We start from the raw sequence: 22,119 nt of genomic DNA on the forward strand, positions 1-22,119 counted from the left end.
GGCACGGTGCGGCTCCAGCACCCTCTTGCGATGTCCACCCATCTTGCCAGGCGCTATCGAGCCGGTCGCCTGATGGCGCTGCAATAACTTCACCGCCGTTGAATTCGCAATACCGAACCGCTTGGCAGCTGACCGGCGGCTCTCGCCGCTCAAAACAGCCGCCACAACCCGCTCGCGCAGATCGTCGGAAAGAGGTCGAACCATCTGATGCTGGCCTCCAATCCAGCCAGCATCTTGAATCACAAATCCAACCGAGCGGGAATCCCTTCCGATTCAATCAAGCGGTGAAACGCTCTAGCCTGTGGCTCTTGCCGGCTCGCTGAAGGCCGCCAGCGCCGCCTTCAGCGCATCCGGCCCGCCTGCCACCGTTTGTGGGGACGGCGAGAAGCCGGCGCCGAGCATCTTGCGGCCAAGCATGTGGTCGGCCGGCCTGTTGACGGACTCGATGCCGAGCAGCCGGTTGCCGGCATAGTGGTAGATCGAGAACTTGTTGTCGGCGAGATCGCCCAGCACGACATGGTGGTCGCCGCCTTGCGTCAGCCCCACCATCTGCAGCTTCATGTCGCCGATATCCGACCAGAACCACGGCACCGCGGAGAATGGTTCGGCGTGCCCAAGGACGGTGCGCGCGGCGAGCCGCGCCTGGTCGGTGGCGTTTTGCACCGATTCCAGCCGCACGTCGCCGCCGGTGAACCAGTGCCGGTAGGAAGCCGCGTCGCCGATGGCCAGGATTTCGGGGATCGAGCTCTGCATATGCTGGTCGACACGGATGCCGTTGCCGATAGCCAGGCCGGCGGCTTCCGCCAGTTCGACATTGGGCACCACGCCGATGCCGATGATGACCATCTGCGCCGGCAGGCGCTCGCCGCCCGAGGTGATGGCAGCCGAGACACGGCCGCCTTCGCCGTCGAGACGGGCGACGGTGGTTCCGGTGAGGATGCGCACGCCGATCGCTTCCAGCCGCTGGCGCACATGCGCGGCGATGACCGGCGCCACGGCGCGGCCGAGCAGCCGGTCTACGGCCTCGACGACGGTGACGTTGCGGCCGGCGGCCTTTAGCGTCGCCGCGATCTCCAGGCCGATGAAGCCGCCGCCGAGAATGACCACGTCCTCGGTTTCAGCGCTGAGCTCGCGGATCACTCGCGCATCGGCCAATGAACGCAGCGAGACCACGCCGGCGAGGCCGCCGCCGTCGAGCTTGAGCAGGCGCGGCCGCGATCCGGTCGCGAGGATCAGCCGGTCGAAGCCGAGCGTTCCACTGCCTGTGACATTCAACTGGCCCGCGCGAGCATCGATGCTTGCGATTCGCACGCCCGGCCGATAGTCGATGGCGTTGCCGGTGTAGAAGGCCTCGCCGCGCAGGGGCTGCGGCTTGGCCTCGGGGTCCTTGATGAAAGTCTTGGACAGCGGCGGCTTGTGATAGGGCAGTTCCTCCTCGTCGCCGATCAGTACGACGGGTCCCTCATAGCCTTCTTCGCGCAGGCTGGCGGCTGCCTGCACGCCGGCATGGCCCGCACCGACAATCACAACCCCGTTCGTCATCGCAATCCTTTTTCGTCTTGAAATCTAGGCTCTTGCGCCAAGTGGCGATTGTCTGCCGCCGCCGCAAGAGCCGCGGATCGGGTCGCACCCAGAACGGCTGTCTGTCAATCGAGCCATCAGCGGACTTTCCTGCCGATACCAGATCTTAAAGTTGATATTTATAGTTTAGAATAATTCTAAAGTGTTGTTTCGATTGATTTTTCTCCGTCAGACCAGTTGACTCCCGGTCTCTTCATCGCTTTATGGAGAGCTGCGCGCAAAGCGCATCCCCTTTGATGTCTGGGCCTTGAACCCTTTCGATTGGAGGCAAGTGAGTGTCTTTTTATCGCGAACCGCGCATCGGCGCGGCCACCATTTTTTCCGGCATGCTCATGCCTCGGCGCCAGTGGACACACGCGCCTTTTCTCGAATTTCCTAAGAACTGGAGAAAGATGATGACTGCACGTAATGGCGGCAGGCTGGCTGCGATCTGCGCCACGGCTGCGTTGACGGCGGCGGTGTTCGTGTTGCCGGCGAAAGCCGAGACCGACGCGAAAGCGGTGATCAAGACCTATGCCGACATCGCTTTGGCCAAATATGAGGATTCGCTGACCACCGCGCAGGCGCTGGACAAGGCGGTCGACGCGCTCATCGCCAGCCCCTCGGCCGACACGTTGAACGCCGCCCGCGAAGCCTGGAAGGCGGCGCGCATCCCTTATCAGCAGACCGAGGTCTATCGCTTCGGCAACAAGATCGTCGACGACTGGGAAGGCAAGGTGAATTCCTGGCCGCTGGATGAGGGCCTGATCGACTATGTCGCCAAGAGCTATGGCACCGAGTCCGACGAGAACGCGCTCTATACGGCCAACGTCATCGCCAACAAGGAAATCGAGATCAACGGCAAGAAGGTCGACGCCTCGAAGCTGACGCCGGAATTCCTCTCCGGCACGCTGCAGGGCGCCGGCGGCGTCGAAGCCAATGTCGCGACCGGCTATCACGCCATCGAATTCCTGCTTTGGGGTCAGGATCTGCACGGCACCGGCCCGGGCGCCGGCGAACGGCCCTATACCGACTACGATCTCAAGAACTGCACCGGCGGCAATTGCGACCGTCGCGCCGAATATCTGAAGTCGGCAAGCGACCTCCTGGTGTCCGACCTGCGGGAGATGGTCGACGATTGGAAGGGAGACGGCGCCGCGCGCAAGAACCTCATCGACGGTGACGAGAATGCCGGCATCTCCACTATCTTCACCGGCATGGGTTCGCTTTCCTATGGCGAACTCGCCGGCGAGCGCATGAAGCTCGGCCTCTTGCTGCACGATCCCGAGGAGGAGCAAGACTGTTTCTCGGACAACACCTATAACTCGCATCTCTATGACGCCGTCGGCATCCGCGATGCTTATCATGCCAGCTACGAGCGGCTCGACGGCTCCGTGGTTTCGGGGCCGTCGGTGTCCGACATGGTCAAGGCCGCCGATCCGGCGATCGACAGGGAACTGTCGGGCAAGCTCGACACCAGCGTCGCCAAGATGGAGGCCATCAAGGCGCGCGCGCTGGCCGGTGAGGCCTACGACCAGCAGATCGCCGAAGGCAACACCGAGGGCAACGCCACCGTGCAGGCGGCGATCGACGCGCTGATCGACCAGACCAAGTCGATCGAACGCGCCGTCGGCTCGCTCAAGCTGAACCAGATCGCCTTTGAAGGCTCCGACAGCCTCGACGCTCCCGACAAGGTGTTCAAGTAGAGACAGGTACGGTCTGAACAGGCGACGCCGGCTTTTGGACAAGATCATGCCTGATTGGGAACCAGCCAAACTGCGCCGGACCGGCGCCGTCAGCCAGAGCAAGTAGATGCTGATCTGCCATTGCAACATCATCACCGAAAAGGAGATCGAGCAGACGATCGTCGGCCTGCTGGATGAGGATCCGTGGCAGCTGATCGTGCCCGCGAAGGTCTATCACGCGATGCGCAAGCGGGGCCGCTGTTGCGGCTGTTTCCCAAATGTGGTGGAAACGATCATTCGGGTCACCGAGAACTACCACGCCCGCTCAGAGGTGGGGGACGTGAATATCGTTTCACACCTGGATCGCGTGCGAGGCTTGCGCGGCCAATACGGGAGCAGAACCCATGAAAGGCGAACCGCAGATCATCGAGCGGCTTAACGAAGCTCTGTTTCTGGAGCTTGGGGCCGTCAACCAGTACTGGGTGCATTACCGTCTGCTTGAGGACTGGGGCTACACCAAGCTGGCGAAGAAGGAGCGCGCGGAATCGATCGAGGAAATGCATCACGCCGACCGGCTGATCGCACGCATCATCTTCCTCGAAGGTCACCCGAACCTGCAGTCCGTCGCGCCGTTGCGCATCGGCCAGAACGTCAAGGAAGTGCTCGAATCCGATCTAGCCGGCGAATATGACGCGCGCACCGCCTACAAGCGCTCGCGCGAGATCTGCCACGACGAAGGCGATTTCGTCTCGATGAAGCTGTTCGAGGACCTCTTGACCGACGAGGAAGGCCATATCGACTTCCTGGAAACGCAGCTCGACCTGCTTGCCTCGATCGGCGAGGAAAAGTACGGCCAGCTCAACGCCGATCCGGCCAACGAGGCGGAGTAAGGACATGCGGGAATGCGGCGCCCCGTAGATTTTTCGCGCCGCGCATGGCGGGCCGCAATTCACGGCCTGTCGCTCCGGAAGACGCCGCGATACCGGATGGATCGCCGGGCTTTGCTTTTGCTGGCGGTCACGCTTTCCACATCCGCCTTTGCCGGTGGGCCAGCCGCTCCGCCGACGAGCCGAACCGACCTGACGCCGCAGGATCAGGCGCGGGTCCTGGCGGTCACAAGGCCAACGAGCGACTTTACCAAGCCCGAGCCGTTCGAACTGATGCAGGGCGGCGCCGGCACGTCGCGCAAGGACGTCGACCGCGACGCATTCTCGCAATCCTCCGCCAACATCACCTTCGAGGAAGAGGGTACCTTCAAGCTCGGCAATGCGCTGTTCCGCAAGAACTGGGTCTCGTCGCCGTCCTCGACACAGGCTTCGGACGGGCTCGGGCCGCTGTTCAACGAGCGCGCCTGCCAGAATTGTCACTTGAAGGACGGCCGCGGGCGTCCGCCGGAAGGGGACGCCGGATCGACGTCGATGTTCCTGAGGTTGGCGCGCGACGCGAGCAGCGCCGAGGAAAGGGCAGCGCTTGCCGACCACAAGCTGCTGAGCTTCCCCGATCCGGTCTATGGCGCGCAATTGCAGGATCTGGCGGTTCCCGGCCTCAAGGGCGAAGGCCGCGTGCGCGTGGTCTATACTGAGGAAAAAGTGACGCTCGGCGACGGCACCGTCGTTGCATTGCGCAAGCCAAGCTATTCCGTCGAAAATCTCGGCTATGGTCCGCTCGATCCGCGCACCACGTTGTCGCCGCGCCTGACGCCGCCGATGATCGGACTTGGCCTGATCGAGCAGATCGCGCCCGTCGATATCCTCGCCCGTGCCGATCCGGACGATCGCGACGGCGATGGCATTTCGGGCAGGCCGAACATCGTTCGCGATGCGTTGAGCGGCAAGATCACTTTAGGCCGCTTCGGCTGGAAGGCGCAGACCGCGTCGATCCGCCAGCAGGCGGTCGACGCCTTTGCCGGCGATATCGGCATCTCGACGCCGGAAATGCCGAAGCATTGGGGCGATTGCACGGAGGCCGAGAAGGATTGCCTGGCCATGCCGAACGGCGTGCAGCAGCGTCTCGGCACCGCCGAGGCGCCGCCGCCGGTGGTGGACCTCGTAACCTTCTATTCGCAGAACCTCGCCGTGCCGGCGCGGCGCGACATCGGCACGCAGCAGGTACTTGCCGGCAAGAAGCAATTCTACCAAATGGGCTGCATTTCCTGCCACACGCCGAAATTCGTCACCATGCGCGGTACGCCCAACAAGGCGCAGGCCTTCCAGCTGATCTGGCCCTATTCCGATTTCCTGCTGCACGACATGGGTGAGGGCCTTGCCGACGGCCAGCGGGTCGGCGAAGCAAGCGGCAGCGAATGGCGCACGCCGCCGCTCTGGGGCATCGGGCTCACAGCGACGGTCAACGGCAATGCCTTTTATCTGCACGACGGCCGCGCCCGCACACTTGCCGAGGCGGTCCTGTGGCATGGCGGCGAGGGCGAAAAGGCGCGCGACCGCTTTGCCGGCGCCGCAGCGGCCGATCGTGACGCGCTGATCAAATTCCTGGAGTCCCTCTGATGTTAAAACGCGTCGCTCTGATGTCGAAACGCCTGGCCCTCGTTCTTCCGCTGCTTCTGGCCGCCGTGCTGCCGGCATCGGCCGCGGTCAAGGCTTCCGATGTCATCGGCCGCGCGATCGACGGTTTCGTCCGCCCGGCCTATGCCAGCCTTGACGAGCATGCGGTGGGGCTGAGCAAGGCGATGCACCATCTTTGCGAAGCGCCGTCCGGGGAACATCTCGAGGCGGCGCGCTCCGCGTTTTCCGGGACGGTGGAGGCTTGGTCGGTGGCCGAGATCATTGCCTTCGGGCCGATCAAGGAAAACAACCGGCTGGAGCGTATGCTCTATTGGCCGGACCGCAAGAGTATCGGCCTGCGTCAGGTGCAGTCGACGCTGGCCGCGAAGGACCCGTCAGCCACCGATCCGGCGCAACTGGCGCAAAAGAGCGTCGCCATGCAGGGCCTCGGCGCGCTCGAATATGTGCTTTACGGCGACGGCGCCGAAACGCTTGCCGGAAAGGACGAACCATATCGCTGTGCTTATGGCGCGGCGGTCTCCGGCAACATCGAAACGATCGCGGGCGAGGTGCGAGATGCCTGGCAAAAGTCCGACGGCTTTGCCTCGCTCTGGGCTAATCCGGGGCCGAAAAACCCGCTCTACCGTGACGGCAACGAAGCGGTGACGGAGTTGGTCGGCGTCTTCATCAACGAGCTGGACATGATCCGCGACGTACGGCTCAAGGGCTTTCTCGGCGCCAGGCCCGATGCCGACAAGCCGAAACAGGCGATCTACTGGCGTTCGCGGAACACGACGACGTCGCTGGCCGGAAATCTGTCGGGTGTCGACCAGCTGTTCCTGGCGTCGAAGCTCGGCGATGCACTGCCGGCCGATGCGCAATGGATGGCCGAGTCCATCCACATCCAGCTCGCCAATGGCGAGGCGACGGCGAAATCCGTCAGTGGTCCGATCGACAAGGCGCTCGCCGATCCGGCGCTGCGCGACAAGCTCGAGCACTTCGCGTTGATAACGTCGAGCCTGTCGACCTTGATCGGCACCAGAATGACCGCCGAGTTCGGCCTGACCGCCGGCTTCTCGTCGCTGGATGGAGACTGATCGATGGCCTGGTCAGGCACACCACTCATCGATCGCCGCGATTTTCTGCGGGCCGCTGGCGCCGGCTTTGCCGCCGCCTTGGCGCCGCGCGCCTGGGCCGAAACGCTTGCCACGGATGCGGTGTTTGCCACGGCTTTCGTCAAACGCGACGGCGGGTTCGGCGCCGCCGTGCTCTCCGAAGCGGGAAAAATCCTGCACGCGGTCGATCTGCCCGATCGCGGCCACGACGTCACGTTCGATCCGGTGTCGAAACGTTCGGTCGTCTTCGCCCGCCAGCCCGGCACTTTCGCCGTCGTCTTCGACCATGCCCGTCGCGACAAGCCTTTGACCATCGCCAGCATCGCCGGCCGGCATTTCTTCGGCCATGGCGTGTTTTCGTCCGACGGCGCCATGCTCTATGCGACCGAGAACGATTTCGACAACGCCGCCGGCGTCGTCGGCATCTATGACGCGCGGGCGAAATTCAGCCGCATCGGCGAATTCCCGACTTACGGCATGGGGCCGCACGAGCTGCTTTTGCTCGGCGATGGCCGCACGTTGGCCATCGCCAATGGCGGCATCGAAACCCATCCCGACTATGGTCGCGCCGAACTCAACATCGCGACGATGAAGCCCTCCTACACGCTGGTCGACCGCATCACCGGCGACCTCGTCGAAAAGCACGAATTGCCGCCGGCGCTGCATCAGTTGTCGATCCGCCACATGGATCGCGATCAAGCGGGCACCGTCTGGTTTGGCTGCCAGTATCGCGGACCTGCGACCGACCGCCCGGCGCTGGTCGGCCGTGCCGCGCGCGGAAAGGAACTCGAGCTGCTGGAGATGCCGCTGGACGTGCTGTCCGGCTTCCGCAACTATATCGGCTCGGTCGCCGCCAATGCCGCGACAGGCACGGTCGCGGTCACCTCGCCGGAAGGCAATTCGCTGGCCGTCATCGACGCTGCCAGCGGGCGCGTGGTCGCGACCAGATCGCTGGTCGAGGTCTGCGGCCTCGCGCCGGACGGCGCCGGCTTCATGGCAACGACCGGCGCCGGCGAGATCGTCGGCGGCGCCGGCGCCACCCGATCCGAGCCGGACTATGTCTGGGACAACCACATGCTGCGCATCGCGGCATCGGCCTGACAAACGGGTCTCGGCGTGGAAGCAAAGCCGCTTAACATTTCTCCGCCCTGGCCCTTGCGGTGGCGGACTATGCCGGGCAGAGGGAATTGTGTTTCGATCCAGTTCGTTAACCGGCCTATGAAGCTGCCCGTATGAAGATGCTCGCCATCGACTGCGCCGCCAACCTGTGCGCCGCCTGCGTCTATGATGCGGGCACGGGAGCGGAGCTTGGCCGCGAGGTGCGCGATCTCGGCAAGGGGCATGCCGAGCATCTGATGGCCGTCATCGAGACGGCCCTGCAAGCCGGCGGCATCGGCTATCCGGACCTCGACGCCGTCGCCGTCTCGATCGGACCCGGCTCCTTCACCGGCCTGCGCGTCGGCGTGTCTACCGCGCGCGGCTTGGCGCTGGCGCTGAAAATCCCGGCGATCGGCGTGACGACACTGGAAGCCCTGGCTGCCCAGGGGGCGAGCGCTTTTCCCGGGCGCGCGGTGCTTGCGGCGCTCGACGCCGGCCGCGAGGAAATCCATGCGGCGCTCTATGACGAAGCGTTAGTCGAAACTTACGAACCATCGGTAACCAAGCTTTCCGAGGCAGTGACCAAGGCCATCGATGCCGAAGCGGTCCTAGTCGGGACGGCCGCGCCGCAAATTGCCAGGGCCGCAGGGCGTGCCTTCGACATCGGTCCGGTTGCCGCCACCGCCGACATTGCAAGCTACGCCAGGCTGGCCTCGGCCAAGGGGCCGGGCGAAAAGCCGAAACCGCTCTATCTGCGCGGCGCCGACGCCAAGCCGCAGGCGGGATTCATTCTCCCAAGGCAGGGCGATGGTCCAAAAGGACACCATGATCCCAAAAAGTGGAACCCGGTTTTTGGGAAAGATCATGGTCCAAAGGGAAAAGACTCCTGATGCGCATCCCGTTCTTTCAGCCGCGCCGCAGGGACTACGCGCTGGAACCGCTGACGGTCGCCGACAGCGCCGCCGTTTCGATGCTGCACCGCGAGGATTTCGTCCGGCCCTGGACCGACGGCGAGTTCGCCGCATTGCTCGAGCAGGACACGGTGTTCGGCTATGCGGCCCGTGAGACCGGCCAGGGCGCCAAGCCGCCGGTCGGCTTCGTGCTGGCGCGGCTCGCGGCCGGCGAGGGCGAAATCCTGACCGTGGCCGTCGCCCGCACGCATCGCCGCCAGGGCCTTGGCTGGCAATTGATGGACGCGGTGCTGCGCGAACTGCACGCGCAGCGCGCCGAAGCGCTCTTCCTCGAGGTCGATGAGACCAATGCGCCGGCGATCGGACTCTATCGCAGGCTCGGCTTTCGCCAGGTCGGTCATCGGCCGAACTATTATCGCTCGACCGAGCACGGTCCGACCGGCGCGCTTGTCATGCGCCGCGATCTTCGCTAGCCACAGTCGCGCATGACCCCGAAAATCGGCTCCGATTTTCGGAAAGGATCATGCGCCAAGTGGGAGTGTTACGGCGTCCTTTGCGCGCGCTAAGGCGCGCGGCGCTGTAATGTTGGGGCCGGAGCGAATGATCAAGAAATTACGGATTTTCCTGGCGCTCGGCTATGTCGTCGTCTGTTCCCTGGTTCTGGTGCCGCTGCAGATACTATCGATGAAGACAGGGCTGTGGCCCGAAACGTTGATCCTGAAAATCTGGCACAGCATGATCCTGCGGGCGCTCGGCATGCGGGTGCATGTGAAAGGCGCGCTGGCCAGGGATCGGCCGCTGCTGGTTGCGGCCAACCACATTTCCTGGACCGACATCATGGTGCTCGGCTCCTTCGTCGATGTGAAGTTCATCGCCAGGGCCGACATGGAAGGCTGGCCGCTGATCGGCATGCTGTCCAAACTGCAGCGCACCGTCTTCATCGAGCGCGAGCGCAAGCGCACCTCCGGCGACCAGGCAAGCGAGATCGCCAAAAGGATGGCAAAAGGCGACGCCATGGTGCTGTTCGCCGAAGGCTCGACCGGCGACGGCAACCTCGTGCTGCCGTTCAAGAGCACACTGTTCGGCGCGGCGTCGATGGCGATTTCGGAAGGCGCCGCGGAACAGGTTTTCATCCAGCCGGTGGCAATCGCCTACACGCGCCTGCACGGCATGCCGATGGGCCGCCGCCATCGGCCGCTCACCGCCTGGATCGGCGACCAGGATTTGATGCCGCATCTGAAAACGCTGCTTGCCGAAGGTGCGATCGAAGCCGAGGTGCATTTTGGCGAGCCCGTGCCGTTCTCCAAGGGCTCGAACCGCAAGGAAACGGCAAGACTGATGGAAGCCAGGGTGCGCGAGATGATGCAGGCCATCCTCGCGGACCCGGCCAAGAGCCGGTGATCAATGCATGTCGCCCAAAAGTGTGTGACGGTTTTGGGATATCGACATGTACAAAAGGAAAAGGCCTGAAGCGGGTTCTGCTCAGTCCATGCAGCACAACGCGCTTCGGGCAGAATCGCCTGTTTTTTGTCACGGAAAGGCGCTAGAAGCCGCCCGATGGAATTGAACACGATCGAAAGCCACGACATCGGCGCTGCCGCCGAGCGCTCGGCCAGCACTGACCGGACGGCGAAAAAGGTCTTCGTCAAGACCTATGGCTGCCAGATGAACGTCTATGATTCCCAGCGCATGACCGATGCGCTGGCCGCTGACGGCTATGTCGCCACCGACACCGTCGAAGACGCCGATCTGGTGCTGCTCAACACCTGTCATATCCGCGAAAAGGCGGCCGAAAAGGTCTATTCCGAGCTCGGCCGCATCCGCGACATGAAGGCCGAACGCGCCGAGAAAGGCCGTGAGCTGCTGATCGGCGTTGCCGGCTGCGTGGCGCAGGCCGAAGGCGCCGAGATCATCAGGCGCTCGCCCGCCGTCGATCTGGTCATCGGCCCGCAGACCTATCACCGGCTGCCCGATGTGCTGGCAAGGGTGCGGGGCGGCGAGAAGATCGTCGAGACCGAATATGCCGTCGAGGACAAGTTCGAGCATCTGCCCCAGCCAAAGCGCGCCGAGCTTGCCCGGCGCGGCGTCACAGCCTTCCTGACGGTGCAGGAAGGCTGTGACAAGTTCTGCACCTTCTGCGTCGTGCCCTATACGCGCGGCTCCGAGGTCTCGCGGCCGGTGGCGCAGATCGTCGCCGAGGCCGAGCGCCTGGCCGAAGCCGGCGTGCGCGAGGTGACGCTGCTCGGCCAGAACGTCAACGCCTGGCACGGTGCCGGCGAGAACGGCGAGGAATGGGGGCTCGGGCGCCTGCTGTTCCGTCTGGCGGAAATCCCCGGCTTGGCGCGGCTGCGCTACACCACCAGCCACCCGCGCGACATGGACGACGAATTGATCGCCGCGCACCGCGATCTGCCGGCGCTGATGCCCTATCTGCACCTGCCGGTGCAGTCCGGCTCCGACCGGATCTTGAAGGCGATGAACCGCCGCCATACGGCGCGCGACTATCTGGCGCTGATCGAGCGCATCCGCGCCGCCCGCTCCGACATCGCCATGTCCGGCGACTTCATCGTCGGCTTCCCCGGCGAGACGGACGAGGATTTCGATGCGACGCTGAAGCTGGTGCGCGAGGTGAACTATGCCTCGGCCTTCTCGTTCAAATATTCGCCTCGCCCGGGCACGCCGGGCGCCGAAATGGACGGCCATGTCCCGCAACCGGTGAAGGACGAGCGGCTACAGCGTCTGCAGGCGCTGCTTCTCGAGCAGCAGCAGGATTTCGGCTTGAGTCTCGTCGGCAGGACCATCGGCACGCTGATCGAGAAGCCTGGTCGGCAGGCCGGCCAGAAAGTCGGCCGTTCGCCCTGGCTGCAGCCGGTTATTGTTGACGACAAGGCCGGCGGAATCGGTGACATTATTGATGTGCGAATCACGAGGACGGGCTTCAACAGCCTGTTCGCCGAGTTGGCCTGATGCATGTCGCTGGAAAAGTGCCCGCGGTTTGGGACAACGACATGCATAGCCACGAGCCTCGGCAGATGAGGAGAGACGGTTGAGCGCTGTTGAACTGAAGAATCCGCCCCAGAACCAGGCGTCCGGGGCTTCCGACATGGCGCACATCGTACTGACCTTCGACAACAACAAGCTTGCCAGCGCCCTCTACGGTCAGTTCGACGAGAATTTGGCCCGGCTCGAGCAGAAGCTCGGCGTCGACATCCGCTCGCGTGGCAACCAGCTTACGATCAAGGGCTCGGCGGCGGCCGCCGAACAGGCGCGCCGCGCGCTGGATACGCTCTACGGCATCCTGCAGAAGGGCGTCGACATCGGCCAGTCGGACGTCGACGGCGCCGTGCGCATGGCGATTGCCGCCGACGACCAGCTGACGCTGCCGACGATGGAGCGCAAGGGCAAGGTCTCGGCTGCTCAGATCGCGACGCGCAAGAAGACGATCTATGCCCGTTCGCTCAACCAGGACGCCTATATGCGGGCGCTGGAGCGCTCCGAAATGGTGTTCGGCATCGGCCCCGCCGGCACCGGCAAGACCTATCTGGCGGTTGCGCATGCCGCGATGCTCCTGGAGCGCGGCATGGTCGAGCGCATCATCCTGTCGCGCCCGGCCGTCGAGGCCGGCGAGCGGCTGGGCTTCCTGCCAGGCGACATGAAGGAGAAGGTCGATCCCTATCTGCGACCCCTCTACGACGCGCTCTACGACATGATGCCGGCCGACAAGGTCGAGCGGGCGATCGCCGCCGAAGTGATCGAGATCGCGCCGCTGGCCTTCATGCGCGGCCGCACGCTGGCCCACGCGGCGGTGATCCTCGACGAGGCGCAAAACACCACGCCGATGCAGATGAAGATGTTCCTGACCCGTCTCGGCGAGAACTCGCGCATGATCGTCACCGGCGATCCGACCCAGATCGACCTGCCGCCCAACACCAAGTCGGGACTTGTCGAGGCGTTGCGCGTCCTCGACGGTGTCCCCGGCATCGTCACCGTCCGCTTCAACGAGGGCGACGTGGTGCGCCACCCGCTGGTCGCCGAGATCGTCAAAGCCTATGACCGCGACGGCAAGCTGGCGCGGGGCCTCGGCACCGAAAGCTGACTAAACGCTACATGGCTGAAGACGCCAAATCCTCTGCCGGTATCCCGGTCGATGCCGATATTTTCGTCGAGGCCGGTGACTGGCCCGCGGAAGCCGAACTGACGCGCCTGGTCGATCGCGCCGTTGCCGCCGCCTTTGCCGAGACCGGCGTGAGCGGTACGTCCGAGCTCAGCATCGTCTTTTCCGACGATGCCCATATCCGGACGCTCAACGCCGAATGGCGCGGCAAGGACAAGCCCACCAACGTCTTGTCTTTCCCGGCTTTTTCCTTTCCGAAGGGCGGCCCGCTGCCGCCGATGCTGGGCGATATCGTGCTGGCTTCCGAGACCGTGGCGCGCGAGGCCGCACTGGAAGACAAGCCGTTGGCGAACCATATCACCCATCTCGTCATCCATGGCCTGCTGCATCTCTTGGGTCATGATCACGAGACCGACGCCGAGGCCGAGGAGATGGAAGCGATCGAGCGCGCGGCGCTTGCGAGGCTTGCCATTCCCGATCCCTACGCGTAACAAAAAAGCTCAATTGACCCGATGGCGATGAACGACACACCAGAAACTGCCGCCCGTCCGGACGCCGGCAGTGCTGCCAAGCCTTCCGAAAAGACGGAAGAGGGCTCGAGTCCGAGTATTCCGACCGGCAGCGCGGCTGCGGAGCCGACGCATGCCGGTCCGTCCCTCTTCGACCGCGTGCTCGGCCTGTTCCGGCACCGCAACGGCACCAGCCTGCGCGAGGAAATAGCCGGCGCGCTTGCCGAAACGGCGACCGACGCCGGTGCCTTCTCGCCCGGCGAACGCGCCATGCTCAACAACATCCTGCGTCTGCGTGAAGTGCGGGTGGAGGACGTCATGGTGCCGCGCGCCGATATCGAGGCGGTCGAGATCAACACCACGCTTGGCGACCTGCTCGGCCTCTTCGAGCAGTCCGGCCATTCGCGCATGCCGGTCTATTCCGAGACCCTCGACGACCCGCGGGGCATGGTCCACATCCGCGACGTGCTCGCCCACATCACCAAGGTCGCCCGCGTCAAGAAGGGCCGCGCCAGGGCGAAGACGCCGGTGACGACGGCGCTCGACCTCGCGCAGGTCGATCTCGCGCGCACCATCGGCGATCTCAATCTGATCCGCGAGGTGCTGTTCGTGCCGCCCTCGATGCTGGCCTCCGACCTGATGGGCCGCATGCAGACGACGCGCACGCAGATGGCGCTGGTCATCGACGAATATGGCGGCACTGACGGCCTCGCCTCGCTGGAAGACATCGTCGAGATGGTGGTCGGCGACATCGAGGACGAGCATGACGACGACGAGCCGATGATCACCCAGACCGGCGACGGCGTCTTCGTCGTTGACGGCAAGGCCGAGATCGACGAGGTCGCCAAGATGATCGGCGAGGATTTCACCGCCGGCGAGCATGGCGAATATGTCGACACCATCGGCGGCATGATCTTCAACACGCTCGGACGCGTCCCGGCCCGCGGCGAGGTCGTGCAGGCCATTCCCGGCTTCGAGTTTCATGTGCTCGACGCCGACCCGCGCCGCGTCAAGCGCGTGCGCATCGTGCAGAGCCCGAAGGGCGAGCGGCAGCGCCGCCGCGCCGCCCGCACCGAACAGGCCTGATATCCCGGAGCAATTCCAGGAAAAGTGCTTAGCGGTTTTCCGTCCGGAATTGCGTAAAGACAAAAACTTGGAGCGGCATGCCGATCGACGATCCGTTCAAGCACGCTGTTCTGGGTTCCGGTGTTTTCTATAAGGATCCGCGCACGGCCCTGGCCTGGCTGCAGGCTGCTTTCGGCTTCGAGCCGAGCATGCTGGTGAGCGACGCCGACGGCCGGCTCGTTCATGCCGAGATGCGCTTCGGCGACGGCTACATCATAGTCGATTCCGAATGGGCCGGCCATGTCGCCAGTCCGGCATCCATCGGCGGCAAGAACACGCAAGCCGTCTATGTCCGTCTGCAACAGGACCTTGACGCTCATTGCGAGCAGGCACGCATGGCCGGCGCGGAGATTCTGGAAGAGCCCACGGATCATTTCCACGGCGAGCGGCAATATCGCGCCCGCGATCCCGAGGGCCATATCTGGACATTCACGCGGACGGTACGTGTCGTGCCGAAGGACGAGGCCGAGCAACTGAGCGGCCTGCGCATCGAAGGTTGGCACAGATAGCGCTACCGTGTATCTGGCGGCGCTTATCTGGGTTTGGATCGTGCGGCGCGGCCTGTTAAATCTCTAACTCCCTGATTCGCGCGACTTGGGAAGCTGGATGCAGCGCTTTGCCGGCCGGATAATTCTGCTGTGGGGGTGGCGGCGGGCGCTGGTGGCGTTTGCCGCCGGGGCGCTGGCGGTGCTTGCCCAGGCACCATACGATTTCTTCGCCGTCTGCTTCGTTTCGTTCCCGGTCCTGGTCTGGCTGCTCGACGGTGCCACAGGCGAGGCATCCGATGGTTGGTTCAGGCGCCTGCGGCCGGCTTTCGCCACCGGCTGGTGGTTCGGATTCGGCTATTTCCTCGCCGGTCTCTGGTGGATCGGCCAGGCATTGCTGGTCGAGGCCGACAACTTCGCCTGGGCGTTGCCCTTCGCCGTTGTCGGCATCCCCTTCGCGCTGGCCTTCTTCTATGGCCTTGCCACCGTGGTGGCGCGGCTGTTCTGGAGCAGCGACATTGGCCGCATCGCGGCGCTCGCCTTCGGTTTCGGCCTTGCCGAATGGCTGCGCGACTTCCTCTTCACCGGCTTTCCCTGGAACGCCGTCGGCTACGCCGCGATGCCCGTGCCGCTCCTGATGCAGAGCGTATCGGTGACCGGCATGATCGGCATGAACGCGCTCGCGGTCTTCATGTTTTCGCTGCCGGCGCTGGTTGCGGCGCGGCGGCATCTGAGACTGGGCGCTGCCCTATTCGTCGTCCTGGTCGCCGCCCATGTCGGCTTCGGCTATGTCAGGCTCGCCACCCCGGTCAAGCCGACCCGCTCGATCGATGTCCGCATCGTCCAGCCCGCGGTCGATCTCAGCGAAAAATGGGACGCCTCGGTGCGCGACCGCATCTTCGCAACCTTGCTGGGGATATCGGGGAAAGCGCCGGAAGAGGGCCACGCCAAACCGCAGCTTATCCTGTGGCCGGAAACCTCGGTGCCGTTCCTCTTCACCGAGCGTCCTGACGCGCTGACGGCGCTGGGCGACATGCTTTCCGACGGCCAGATGCTGATTGCCGGTGTCGTGCGCGAGGAGGGCGGATCGGCCAATGCCGGCAGCCGCTATTACAATTCCGTGGTGGCGATCGACGACAAGGGCGAGATCGTCGACGCCGTCGACAAGGTGCATCTGGTGCCCTTTGGCGAGTATCTGCCTTTCGCCGACCTGTTCGAACGTTTCGGCATCGGCCAGCTCGTTGCCGGACCGATGAATTTCGCCGCCGGCAACGAGCGCCATCCGATCGGCGTGCCGGGCGGCCTGCGTGCCGCGCCGTTCATCTGCTACGAGGTTATCTTCCCCGATCTCGTGGCCGGCGACTCGGCGTCATCTGACGTAATTGTGAACGTCACCAACGACGCCTGGTTCGGCGACACGCCAGGCCCGTATCAGCACTTCAGGCAGGCCCAGGTCCGTGCGGTGGAAAATGGCTTGCCGCTGTTGCGCGCGGCCAACAACGGCATCTCCGCCGTGGTCGATTCGCGCGGCCGCATCGTCGATGCGCTTGCCGTCAACGCGCGCGGCGCCATCGATGCTCATGTGCCGGTTTCCGGGCGCGCCCTACTGCCCCCCGATCAGCGGCGAATTAACGGATTGCTGATCATGTTGGTGTTTGCGCTGGTGGCCCTCACATTGAATGTAAGGCAGCGGCTACGGGTGAATTGACAGTCGGCACATTAGAAACTCATACTGTAACGCCTAAAATTTTCTCGAAGTCGGTTGGAGGGTTCTGTTGGGGCAGGTGGCTCCGGCTTCATTTGGGCGGAACAAAATAGAAAAAGCCGGAAAAATTCGGCGAGGAAAAAATGACAGAAGAGAACAAGAAGAAGCCGAATCCGATCGACATCCATGTCGGGAGTCGCATTCGGCTGCGTCGCAATATGCTTGGAATGAGCCAGGAAAAGCTGGGTGAAAATCTCGGCATCACGTTTCAGCAGATCCAGAAGTACGAAAAGGGCACGAACAGGGTTGGCGCCAGTCGTCTGCAGGCGATCGCCTCCATCCTGAGCGTTCCCGTCGCCTTCTTCTTCGAGGATGCCCCGGGCGAGGAGGCCGGCGGCGGCAATCGGGGGTTTGCCGAAGACTCCTCGATGGCGTTCGCCATCGAATTCTGCGGCAGCCCCGAAGGGCTTCAGCTCAATCGGGCCTTCGTCAAGATCGGTGACGTCAAGGTACGCCGCAGGATCATCGATCTGGTGAAGGCGCTGTCCGCCGACGACGCCGAATGATTTTTGCTTATGGCACCGGCGGCGCCCTGCTGCTGGTGGCATAGCCAGCTTTGCCTACATTCATGCCAGATCCGTCGCGCCGCTTGACGAGCGGCGCCCGGCACCGCTAACACGTGGCGCGCCAAAATCGGCAGCCTGCCGATCTTTTTTCAAGAGGGGACACCCGTGACGCGGCAGAATTATCTCTTCACCTCGGAATCCGTCTCCGAGGGTCATCCCGACAAAGTCTGTGACCGTATCTCCGACGAGATCGTCGATCTGGTCTATCGCGAAGCCAAGAAGACGGGAATGGACCCGTGGAAGGTTCGCGTCGCCTGTGAGACGCTCGCCACCACCAACCGCGTCGTCATCGCCGGCGAGGTCCGCGTTCCCGACACGCTTTTGAAGAAGGACAAGGCGGGCAACGTCCTGACGGATGCCTCCGGCCACCCGGTGGTCAACCCGACCAAGTTCAAGTCGGTTGCCCGCAAGGCAATCCGCGAGATCGGCTACGAGCAGTCCGGCTTCCACTGGAAGACCGCCAAGATCGACGTGCTGCTGCACGGCCAGTCGCCCGATATCGGCCAGGGCGTCGACAATGCCGCCGACCGCCAGGGCGAGGAAGGTGCCGGCGACCAGGGCATCATGTTCGGTTATGCCTGCCGCGAGACGCCCGACCTGATGCCGGCGCCGATCTATTACAGCCACAAGATTCTCGAATTGCTGGCCGCCGCGCGCCATGAAGGCAGTGGCGAGGCCGGCAGGCTCGGCCCGGACGCCAAGAGCCAGGTCACCGTGCGCTATGCCGACGGCAAGGCGGCGGAAGTCACGCAGATCGTGCTTTCCACCCAGCACCTCGATTCGAGCTGGGATTCAAAGAAGGTCCGCAAGGTCGTCGAGCCTTATATCCGCGAGGCGCTCGGCGATCTGAAGATCGCCGACGACTGCAACTGGTACATCAACCCGACCGGCAAGTTCGTCATCGGCGGTCCCGACGGCGATGCCGGCCTCACCGGCCGCAAGATCATTGTCGACACCTATGGCGGCGCGGCGCCGCATGGCGGCGGCGCCTTCTCCGGCAAGGACACCACCAAGGTCGACCGTTCGGCGGCCTATGCGGCGCGCTACCTTGCCAAGAACGTGGTGGCGGCCAAGCTTGCCGACCGCTGCACCATCCAGCTCTCCTACGCCATCGGCGTCGCCCAGCCGCTGTCGGTCTATGTCGACCTGCACGGCACCGGCAAGGTGGACGAATCGAGGCTCGAGGATGCGCTGCGCAAGGTGATGGACCTGTCGCCTTCAGGCATCCGCCGTCATCTCGATCTCAACAAGCCGATCTACGCCAAGACGTCGTCCTACGGCCATTTTGGCCGCAAGGCCGGTCGCGACGGGTCTTTCTCGTGGGAGAAGACCGATCTCGCCAAGGCGCTCAAGGACGCCGTCGCCGCCTGACGCCAGTAGACGCCAAGGACAGGCCGAGCCGGGCGACCGAAGGATTTTTCGGTCGCCGGCACGGCAAGACTATACGCCCACAGCAGGCGGTCGCCCTTGAAAGCGGCCTACGCGAGTACCGGCTCGACCTGACGGCGGAAGCGCCGGCCGATCTCATGGGCCTGTTCAAGGCGGATGTTTCGGCGCTCCGGCTGGAAATCGGCTTCGGCGGCGGCGAGCATCTTCTGCATCGCGCCACCGAATCGCCGGCAACCGGCTTCATCGGCGTCGAGCCTTTCGTCAACGGCATGGCCAAGATGATGACGGCGCTCGGCAAGGCGCCGCTTGCCAATCTGAAGGTCTATGACGATGACGCGACGCGCCTGCTCGACTGGCTGCCGTCAGGCACGCTCGACGGCATCGACCTGCTCTATCCAGATCCGTGGCCGAAGAAGAAGCACTGGAAGCGGCGCTTCGTCAGCGCCGCCAATCTCGGCCGCTTTGCCCGCGTGCTGAAGGCCGGCGGCAGGTTTCGCTTCGCCTCCGACATCGACAGCTATGTGAACTGGACGCTGCTTGCCTGCCGCGACCACGGCGCCTTTGAGTGGCAAGCACGGGACGCTGCCGATTGGCACCGGCCCTACGAGGGCTGGCCCGGCACACGCTACGAGGCAAAGGCCATTCGTGAGGGAAGGCGCCCAGCCTATCTGACTTTCGTCCGGAAATAGGCTCGAAAATCCTCAAGGCCGCGAAGCACCCCAAAGCTTCCAGGCTGCTGCCGACGGTGGCCGTCTGGAATGTTGGCGTCAGACATGCAGCGCTTGTCGAAATTGTCGTATAGTGGACTATCGGTGGCAAGGCCACCTGACAGGGATTTCTCCACGTGAAGCTTGCGATCATTTCGAGCTATAAGCGCGACTGCGGTATCGCACAATATGTCGAGCATCTCGAGGGGCCGTTGCGCGAACTGCTTGGCGGTAACCTTTCGATCGCCCCTTTGCCGGTCGACCTGCTGCGCGCGTCGGGGCCGATGGCCCACGGCATGGCGAAAAAGGCACTTGCCGAATCGCTGGCAATAATCGCGGACGCCGAGGTCGTGGTGGTGGAATTCGAGCCTGGACTGTTCGGCCGGTCGCAAAGGCAGATATGGGCGACGTTGAGGTCGATATTGGATGCCGGCAAGCGGGTGGTTCTGACTTACCACACCGCGCCAACGCTTCCGCCGCCAACCCCAACGAGCATTCGATCGTTGATATCTCTAGCCAGGCACAGCTACGCCCAGACCGTCTTTCGTCGGCTTCTGCGAATGGTTCGAAGGAATCAGAACAAGTTCGCCCACATCGTCCAAACCCGCCGCGAGAAGACCCGCCTGACATTGCTGGGTGTCGACCCGGAGCGAATCTTCGACATGCCTCTCTCCTATTTTACGAGAGCTGAGAAGGCAGAGTTCGGCCACGAGCGCTATCGTCGGAAGTTGGACGACGTCTACGGAACAGGCGGGCGGAAAGTGCTCGGCGTTTTTGGATTTTTGGGCGGTATCAAGGGGACCAAGGTCGCCTTGCGTGCGCTCGATCACCTGCCGTCGGACCACCATATTCTCATCGTTGGAGGCCTTCATCCCGAAACTGTGGTGCAGGCATCCAGCGAGCAGCCGCCTATAAAGGATCTGACCAAGCTTCTCGAACCGACTTTTGATGCCAGCGAAAGGGACGGGGCCGACGACCAACGCGCTGCTTTGCTGCAGCGCGTTCATTTCGCCGGCGCGGTGGACAACCGGACCTTTGCCGAACTCATGGCAGGCTGCGACGCGATTCTACTGCCCTATGAGGAAGTCGGCCAGACCTCGTCCGGGCCGGCCTCCCAGGCCCTCGACTTGCAGCGCCCCATCTACTGCACGAGAACCGGTGCATTTCGCGAACTGGGCAAATATGCCGGGGACGCCCTGAGCTTCTTCGAGATAGGCAACTACCTCGAACTGGCACAGAAGATCAGCCGCGAAGACGCGATGCTGCCGGCGCGCGCGCAAGCGCGGGCACGTTATTCAGACACCGTGACCGTGGAGGCGCGGGCGCTGATGTATGTCAACGCTGCCAAATCCACTCAAAAATCCTAGTCGAAACAGGGCCTTATTGGCTGCATAAAGCAATTCCAGGAAAGTGTGAGCGGTTTTCCGTCAGGAATTGCGTCAAAACAAGGACATAGAGTGGTTCGCCGTTTCCGTGAAACGGTGAAATGTTTTAGAAGCGGCCGATTCTGTCGAAGGCGGTCGGATCGATGCCGAGCTTCTTCAAGTCACTGCGGCGCGGCTTGCGGCCGGCCTCGACGGCCCGCGCAGTGGCTGCCGCGCTACCAAAAGTGTTGAAGAAGTCACTGATGACGAAAAACAATCCACGGTCCATAAAACTACCCTCGCGCGCCACCGCTCGCGTCCTTTCTTTTTGCATTGCAATATAGATGGGGGCCGCATGCCGCTCTCTACAAGGCTGCCGACCGCATGGCGGCCATGCGCGGCGCGCAACCCCGCCGCTTGGCATGAACTTCGCCTCGGTCTGCCTGCAGGCTTGAAACGCCGGCGGCAATCGTCTATATCAGCCACAAATTCTTGGTCGGTATGACGAAGAGTGGGTCCACCCGGTCCCGCTCTTTTTTATTACCTGCCGTCCGGAAGCATAAAGCGACAGGGATCTGATGACTGCAGCGGCAAGCGAGGCCGACGACCGTATCATCCGCGAAAGCGGCATCGATGCGCGCATTGCGCTGATCGTGCAGCCGGTGCTCAAGGCCATCGGCTTCCGTCTCGTGCGAGTGCAGTTGACCGGCCAGAACGGGCTGACGCTGCAAATCATGGCCGAACGCGAAGACGGCACCATGACCGTCGAGGATTGCGAAGAGGTCAGCCGCGCGGTGTCGCCGGCGCTCGATGTCGATGATCCGATCGAAAAGGCGTATCATCTGGAAGTCTCGTCGCCCGGCATCGACCGGCCGCTGGTGCGCAAGTCGGATTTCACCACCTGGACCGGCCATCTGGTCAAGCTGGAGACGTCGGTTCTTGTCAGCGATCGCAAGCGCTTCAAGGGCAAGATCGCCGAAGCCGACGCCGACGGCATCCTTATCGAGCGCGACAAGGCGGCCTATGGCGAAGAGCCGACGGTGCGCGTGCCTTACGACGCGATCGCCGAGGCCCGGCTGGTGCTGACCGACGATCTCATCCGCGATGCCCTGTCGAAGGACAACCGGGCGCGCAAGGAAGCCAAGAAACGCCGCGGCGAAGCGGAAGACGCCGCAGAGGAAAACGAAACCGAACAGGAAAGTTGATAGCGCCGCCGGGCTGCACG

Annotated in this window: 22 protein-coding genes and 1 pseudogene; 20 read left to right on the top strand and 3 right to left on the bottom strand. The window is 63.6% G+C overall.

All coding sequences use genetic code 11. From position 1 onward, the window contains the following. Together DPM33_RS34005 and DPM33_RS34010 are read right to left on the bottom strand one after the other, a co-directional pair. Positions 1-222: pseudogene (locus DPM33_RS34005) on the bottom strand (helix-turn-helix domain-containing protein); the annotation flags it as partial. 72 nt (positions 223-294) lie between these two features. Further along, positions 295-1,542 carry an NAD(P)/FAD-dependent oxidoreductase gene (locus DPM33_RS34010; RefSeq protein ID WP_112101734.1) on the bottom strand — a complete coding sequence of 416 codons (1,248 nt, stop codon included), beginning with the start codon at positions 1,540-1,542 and terminating at the stop codon, positions 295-297. Positions 1,543-1,976: 434 nt separating this feature from the next. On the opposite strand from DPM33_RS34010, the gene DPM33_RS34015 reads away from it, so the two are divergent. The 19 genes from DPM33_RS34015 (at position 1,977) to DPM33_RS34105 (ending at position 20,897) form a co-directional block, all read left to right on the top strand. Next, positions 1,977-3,266 (top strand): imelysin family protein, encoded by a 1,290-nt coding sequence (locus DPM33_RS34015; RefSeq protein WP_112101792.1) that lies wholly within the window; start codon positions 1,977-1,979, stop codon positions 3,264-3,266. A gap of 106 nt (positions 3,267-3,372) precedes the next feature. Continuing rightward, positions 3,373-3,684 (top strand): (2Fe-2S)-binding protein, encoded by a 312-nt coding sequence (locus DPM33_RS34020; protein ID WP_112101735.1) that lies wholly within the window; start codon positions 3,373-3,375, stop codon positions 3,682-3,684. Next, complete coding sequence (gene bfr, locus DPM33_RS34025; RefSeq protein ID WP_112101736.1) at positions 3,650-4,135, top strand: bacterioferritin; 486 nt, start codon at positions 3,650-3,652, stop codon at positions 4,133-4,135. The genes DPM33_RS34020 and bfr overlap by 35 nt, the downstream gene beginning before the upstream one ends. A 12-nt stretch (positions 4,136-4,147) precedes the next feature. Next, entirely contained in the window at positions 4,148-5,749 is a 1,602-nt protein-coding gene (locus DPM33_RS34030) for a di-heme oxidoreductase family protein (protein WP_112101737.1), read from the top strand. Continuing rightward, on the top strand, positions 5,749-6,843 hold the full coding sequence (locus DPM33_RS34035) for an imelysin family protein (RefSeq protein WP_245442647.1): 1,095 nt from the start codon (positions 5,749-5,751) through the stop codon (positions 6,841-6,843). Before DPM33_RS34030 ends, DPM33_RS34035 begins: the two co-directional genes overlap by 1 nt. A gap of 3 nt (positions 6,844-6,846) precedes the next feature. Next, on the top strand, positions 6,847-7,962 hold the full coding sequence (locus tag DPM33_RS34040; RefSeq protein ID WP_112101739.1) for a DUF1513 domain-containing protein: 1,116 nt from the start codon (positions 6,847-6,849) through the stop codon (positions 7,960-7,962). A 131-nt stretch (positions 7,963-8,093) separates the two neighbouring features. Beyond that, positions 8,094-8,849: a tRNA (adenosine(37)-N6)-threonylcarbamoyltransferase complex dimerization subunit type 1 TsaB gene (tsaB, locus tag DPM33_RS34045; RefSeq protein ID WP_112101741.1), complete on the top strand. Its 756-nt coding sequence runs from the start codon at positions 8,094-8,096 to the stop codon at positions 8,847-8,849. Then, positions 8,849-9,343 carry a GNAT family N-acetyltransferase gene (locus tag DPM33_RS34050; protein ID WP_112101742.1) on the top strand — a complete coding sequence of 165 codons (495 nt, stop codon included), beginning with the start codon at positions 8,849-8,851 and terminating at the stop codon, positions 9,341-9,343. The genes tsaB and DPM33_RS34050 overlap by 1 nt, the downstream gene beginning before the upstream one ends. Positions 9,344-9,470: 127 nt before the next feature. Further along, complete coding sequence (gene olsA / locus DPM33_RS34055; RefSeq protein WP_112101743.1) at positions 9,471-10,271, top strand: lyso-ornithine lipid O-acyltransferase; 801 nt, start codon at positions 9,471-9,473, stop codon at positions 10,269-10,271. Positions 10,272-10,427: 156 nt separating this feature from the next. Beyond that, entirely contained in the window at positions 10,428-11,837 is a 1,410-nt protein-coding gene (gene miaB / locus DPM33_RS34060; protein ID WP_112101745.1) for a tRNA (N6-isopentenyl adenosine(37)-C2)-methylthiotransferase MiaB, read from the top strand. 136 nt (positions 11,838-11,973) lie between these two features. Continuing rightward, positions 11,974-12,966 (top strand): PhoH family protein, encoded by a 993-nt coding sequence (locus tag DPM33_RS34065; protein WP_245442649.1) that lies wholly within the window; start codon positions 11,974-11,976, stop codon positions 12,964-12,966. Positions 12,967-12,977: 11 nt separating this feature from the next. Then, positions 12,978-13,475: an rRNA maturation RNase YbeY gene (gene ybeY, locus DPM33_RS34070; protein ID WP_112101749.1), complete on the top strand. Its 498-nt coding sequence runs from the start codon at positions 12,978-12,980 to the stop codon at positions 13,473-13,475. Positions 13,476-13,502: 27 nt separating this feature from the next. Further along, complete coding sequence (locus DPM33_RS34075; protein ID WP_112101796.1) at positions 13,503-14,579, top strand: hemolysin family protein; 1,077 nt, start codon at positions 13,503-13,505, stop codon at positions 14,577-14,579. A 77-nt stretch (positions 14,580-14,656) separates the two neighbouring features. Then, positions 14,657-15,127, top strand: coding sequence for a VOC family protein (locus DPM33_RS34080; RefSeq protein WP_112101751.1), 471 nt, complete (start codon positions 14,657-14,659; stop codon positions 15,125-15,127). A gap of 97 nt (positions 15,128-15,224) precedes the next feature. Beyond that, positions 15,225-16,811: an apolipoprotein N-acyltransferase gene (gene lnt, locus DPM33_RS34085; protein ID WP_112101753.1), complete on the top strand. Its 1,587-nt coding sequence runs from the start codon at positions 15,225-15,227 to the stop codon at positions 16,809-16,811. Positions 16,812-16,951: 140 nt separating this feature from the next. Further along, positions 16,952-17,374, top strand: coding sequence for a helix-turn-helix domain-containing protein (locus DPM33_RS34090; protein ID WP_112101755.1), 423 nt, complete (start codon positions 16,952-16,954; stop codon positions 17,372-17,374). Between the two features lie 165 nt (positions 17,375-17,539). Next, positions 17,540-18,805 carry a methionine adenosyltransferase gene (metK, locus tag DPM33_RS34095; protein ID WP_112101757.1) on the top strand — a complete coding sequence of 422 codons (1,266 nt, stop codon included), beginning with the start codon at positions 17,540-17,542 and terminating at the stop codon, positions 18,803-18,805. Further along, positions 18,802-19,512, top strand: coding sequence for a tRNA (guanine(46)-N(7))-methyltransferase TrmB (gene trmB / locus DPM33_RS34100; protein ID WP_112101797.1), 711 nt, complete (start codon positions 18,802-18,804; stop codon positions 19,510-19,512). Before metK ends, trmB begins: the two co-directional genes overlap by 4 nt. A gap of 155 nt (positions 19,513-19,667) precedes the next feature. Next, positions 19,668-20,897 carry a glycosyltransferase family protein gene (locus tag DPM33_RS34105; protein WP_112101759.1) on the top strand — a complete coding sequence of 410 codons (1,230 nt, stop codon included), beginning with the start codon at positions 19,668-19,670 and terminating at the stop codon, positions 20,895-20,897. A gap of 124 nt (positions 20,898-21,021) precedes the next feature. On the opposite strand, the gene DPM33_RS36025 is transcribed toward DPM33_RS34105, so the two are convergent. After that, positions 21,022-21,204 carry a hypothetical protein gene (locus tag DPM33_RS36025; protein ID WP_146770377.1) on the bottom strand — a complete coding sequence of 61 codons (183 nt, stop codon included), beginning with the start codon at positions 21,202-21,204 and terminating at the stop codon, positions 21,022-21,024. 268 nt (positions 21,205-21,472) lie between these two features. Here DPM33_RS36025 and rimP point away from each other — a divergent pair, with 268 nt between their 5' ends. Further along, positions 21,473-22,099: a ribosome maturation factor RimP gene (rimP, locus tag DPM33_RS34110; protein WP_112101762.1), complete on the top strand. Its 627-nt coding sequence runs from the start codon at positions 21,473-21,475 to the stop codon at positions 22,097-22,099. The last annotated feature ends 20 nt before the right edge of the window (positions 22,100-22,119 follow it).

It is taken from the genome of Mesorhizobium hawassense (assembly GCF_003289945.1).
In the GTDB taxonomy this organism is placed as follows: domain Bacteria; phylum Pseudomonadota; class Alphaproteobacteria; order Rhizobiales; family Rhizobiaceae; genus Mesorhizobium; species Mesorhizobium hawassense.

What these genes read in the sequence shown, in the direction of transcription:
- bfr (WP_112101736.1), top strand. Translation starts at nt 3,650, where the DNA reads ATGAAAGGCGAACCGCAGATCATCGAGCGGCTTAACGAAGCTCTGTTT.
- DPM33_RS34050 (WP_112101742.1), top strand. Translation starts at nt 8,849, where the DNA reads ATGCGCATCCCGTTCTTTCAGCCGCGCCGCAGGGACTACGCGCTGGAA.
- lnt (WP_112101753.1), top strand. Translation starts at nt 15,225, where the DNA reads ATGCAGCGCTTTGCCGGCCGGATAATTCTGCTGTGGGGGTGGCGGCGG.
- DPM33_RS34080 (WP_112101751.1), top strand. Translation starts at nt 14,657, where the DNA reads ATGCCGATCGACGATCCGTTCAAGCACGCTGTTCTGGGTTCCGGTGTT.
- DPM33_RS34035 (WP_245442647.1), top strand. Translation starts at nt 5,749, where the DNA reads ATGTTAAAACGCGTCGCTCTGATGTCGAAACGCCTGGCCCTCGTTCTT.
- olsA (WP_112101743.1), top strand. Translation starts at nt 9,471, where the DNA reads ATGATCAAGAAATTACGGATTTTCCTGGCGCTCGGCTATGTCGTCGTC.
- DPM33_RS34015 (WP_112101792.1), top strand. Translation starts at nt 1,977, where the DNA reads ATGACTGCACGTAATGGCGGCAGGCTGGCTGCGATCTGCGCCACGGCT.
- DPM33_RS34020 (WP_112101735.1), top strand. Translation starts at nt 3,373, where the DNA reads ATGCTGATCTGCCATTGCAACATCATCACCGAAAAGGAGATCGAGCAG.
- DPM33_RS34010 (WP_112101734.1), bottom strand. Translation starts at nt 1,542, where the DNA reads ATGACGAACGGGGTTGTGATTGTCGGTGCGGGCCATGCCGGCGTGCAG.
- DPM33_RS34090 (WP_112101755.1), top strand. Translation starts at nt 16,952, where the DNA reads ATGACAGAAGAGAACAAGAAGAAGCCGAATCCGATCGACATCCATGTC.
- ybeY (WP_112101749.1), top strand. Translation starts at nt 12,978, where the DNA reads ATGGCTGAAGACGCCAAATCCTCTGCCGGTATCCCGGTCGATGCCGAT.
- DPM33_RS34030 (WP_112101737.1), top strand. Translation starts at nt 4,148, where the DNA reads ATGCGGCGCCCCGTAGATTTTTCGCGCCGCGCATGGCGGGCCGCAATT.
- rimP (WP_112101762.1), top strand. Translation starts at nt 21,473, where the DNA reads ATGACTGCAGCGGCAAGCGAGGCCGACGACCGTATCATCCGCGAAAGC.
- miaB (WP_112101745.1), top strand. Translation starts at nt 10,428, where the DNA reads ATGGAATTGAACACGATCGAAAGCCACGACATCGGCGCTGCCGCCGAG.
- tsaB (WP_112101741.1), top strand. Translation starts at nt 8,094, where the DNA reads ATGAAGATGCTCGCCATCGACTGCGCCGCCAACCTGTGCGCCGCCTGC.
- DPM33_RS34075 (WP_112101796.1), top strand. Translation starts at nt 13,503, where the DNA reads ATGAACGACACACCAGAAACTGCCGCCCGTCCGGACGCCGGCAGTGCT.
- DPM33_RS34065 (WP_245442649.1), top strand. Translation starts at nt 11,974, where the DNA reads ATGGCGCACATCGTACTGACCTTCGACAACAACAAGCTTGCCAGCGCC.
- DPM33_RS34040 (WP_112101739.1), top strand. Translation starts at nt 6,847, where the DNA reads ATGGCCTGGTCAGGCACACCACTCATCGATCGCCGCGATTTTCTGCGG.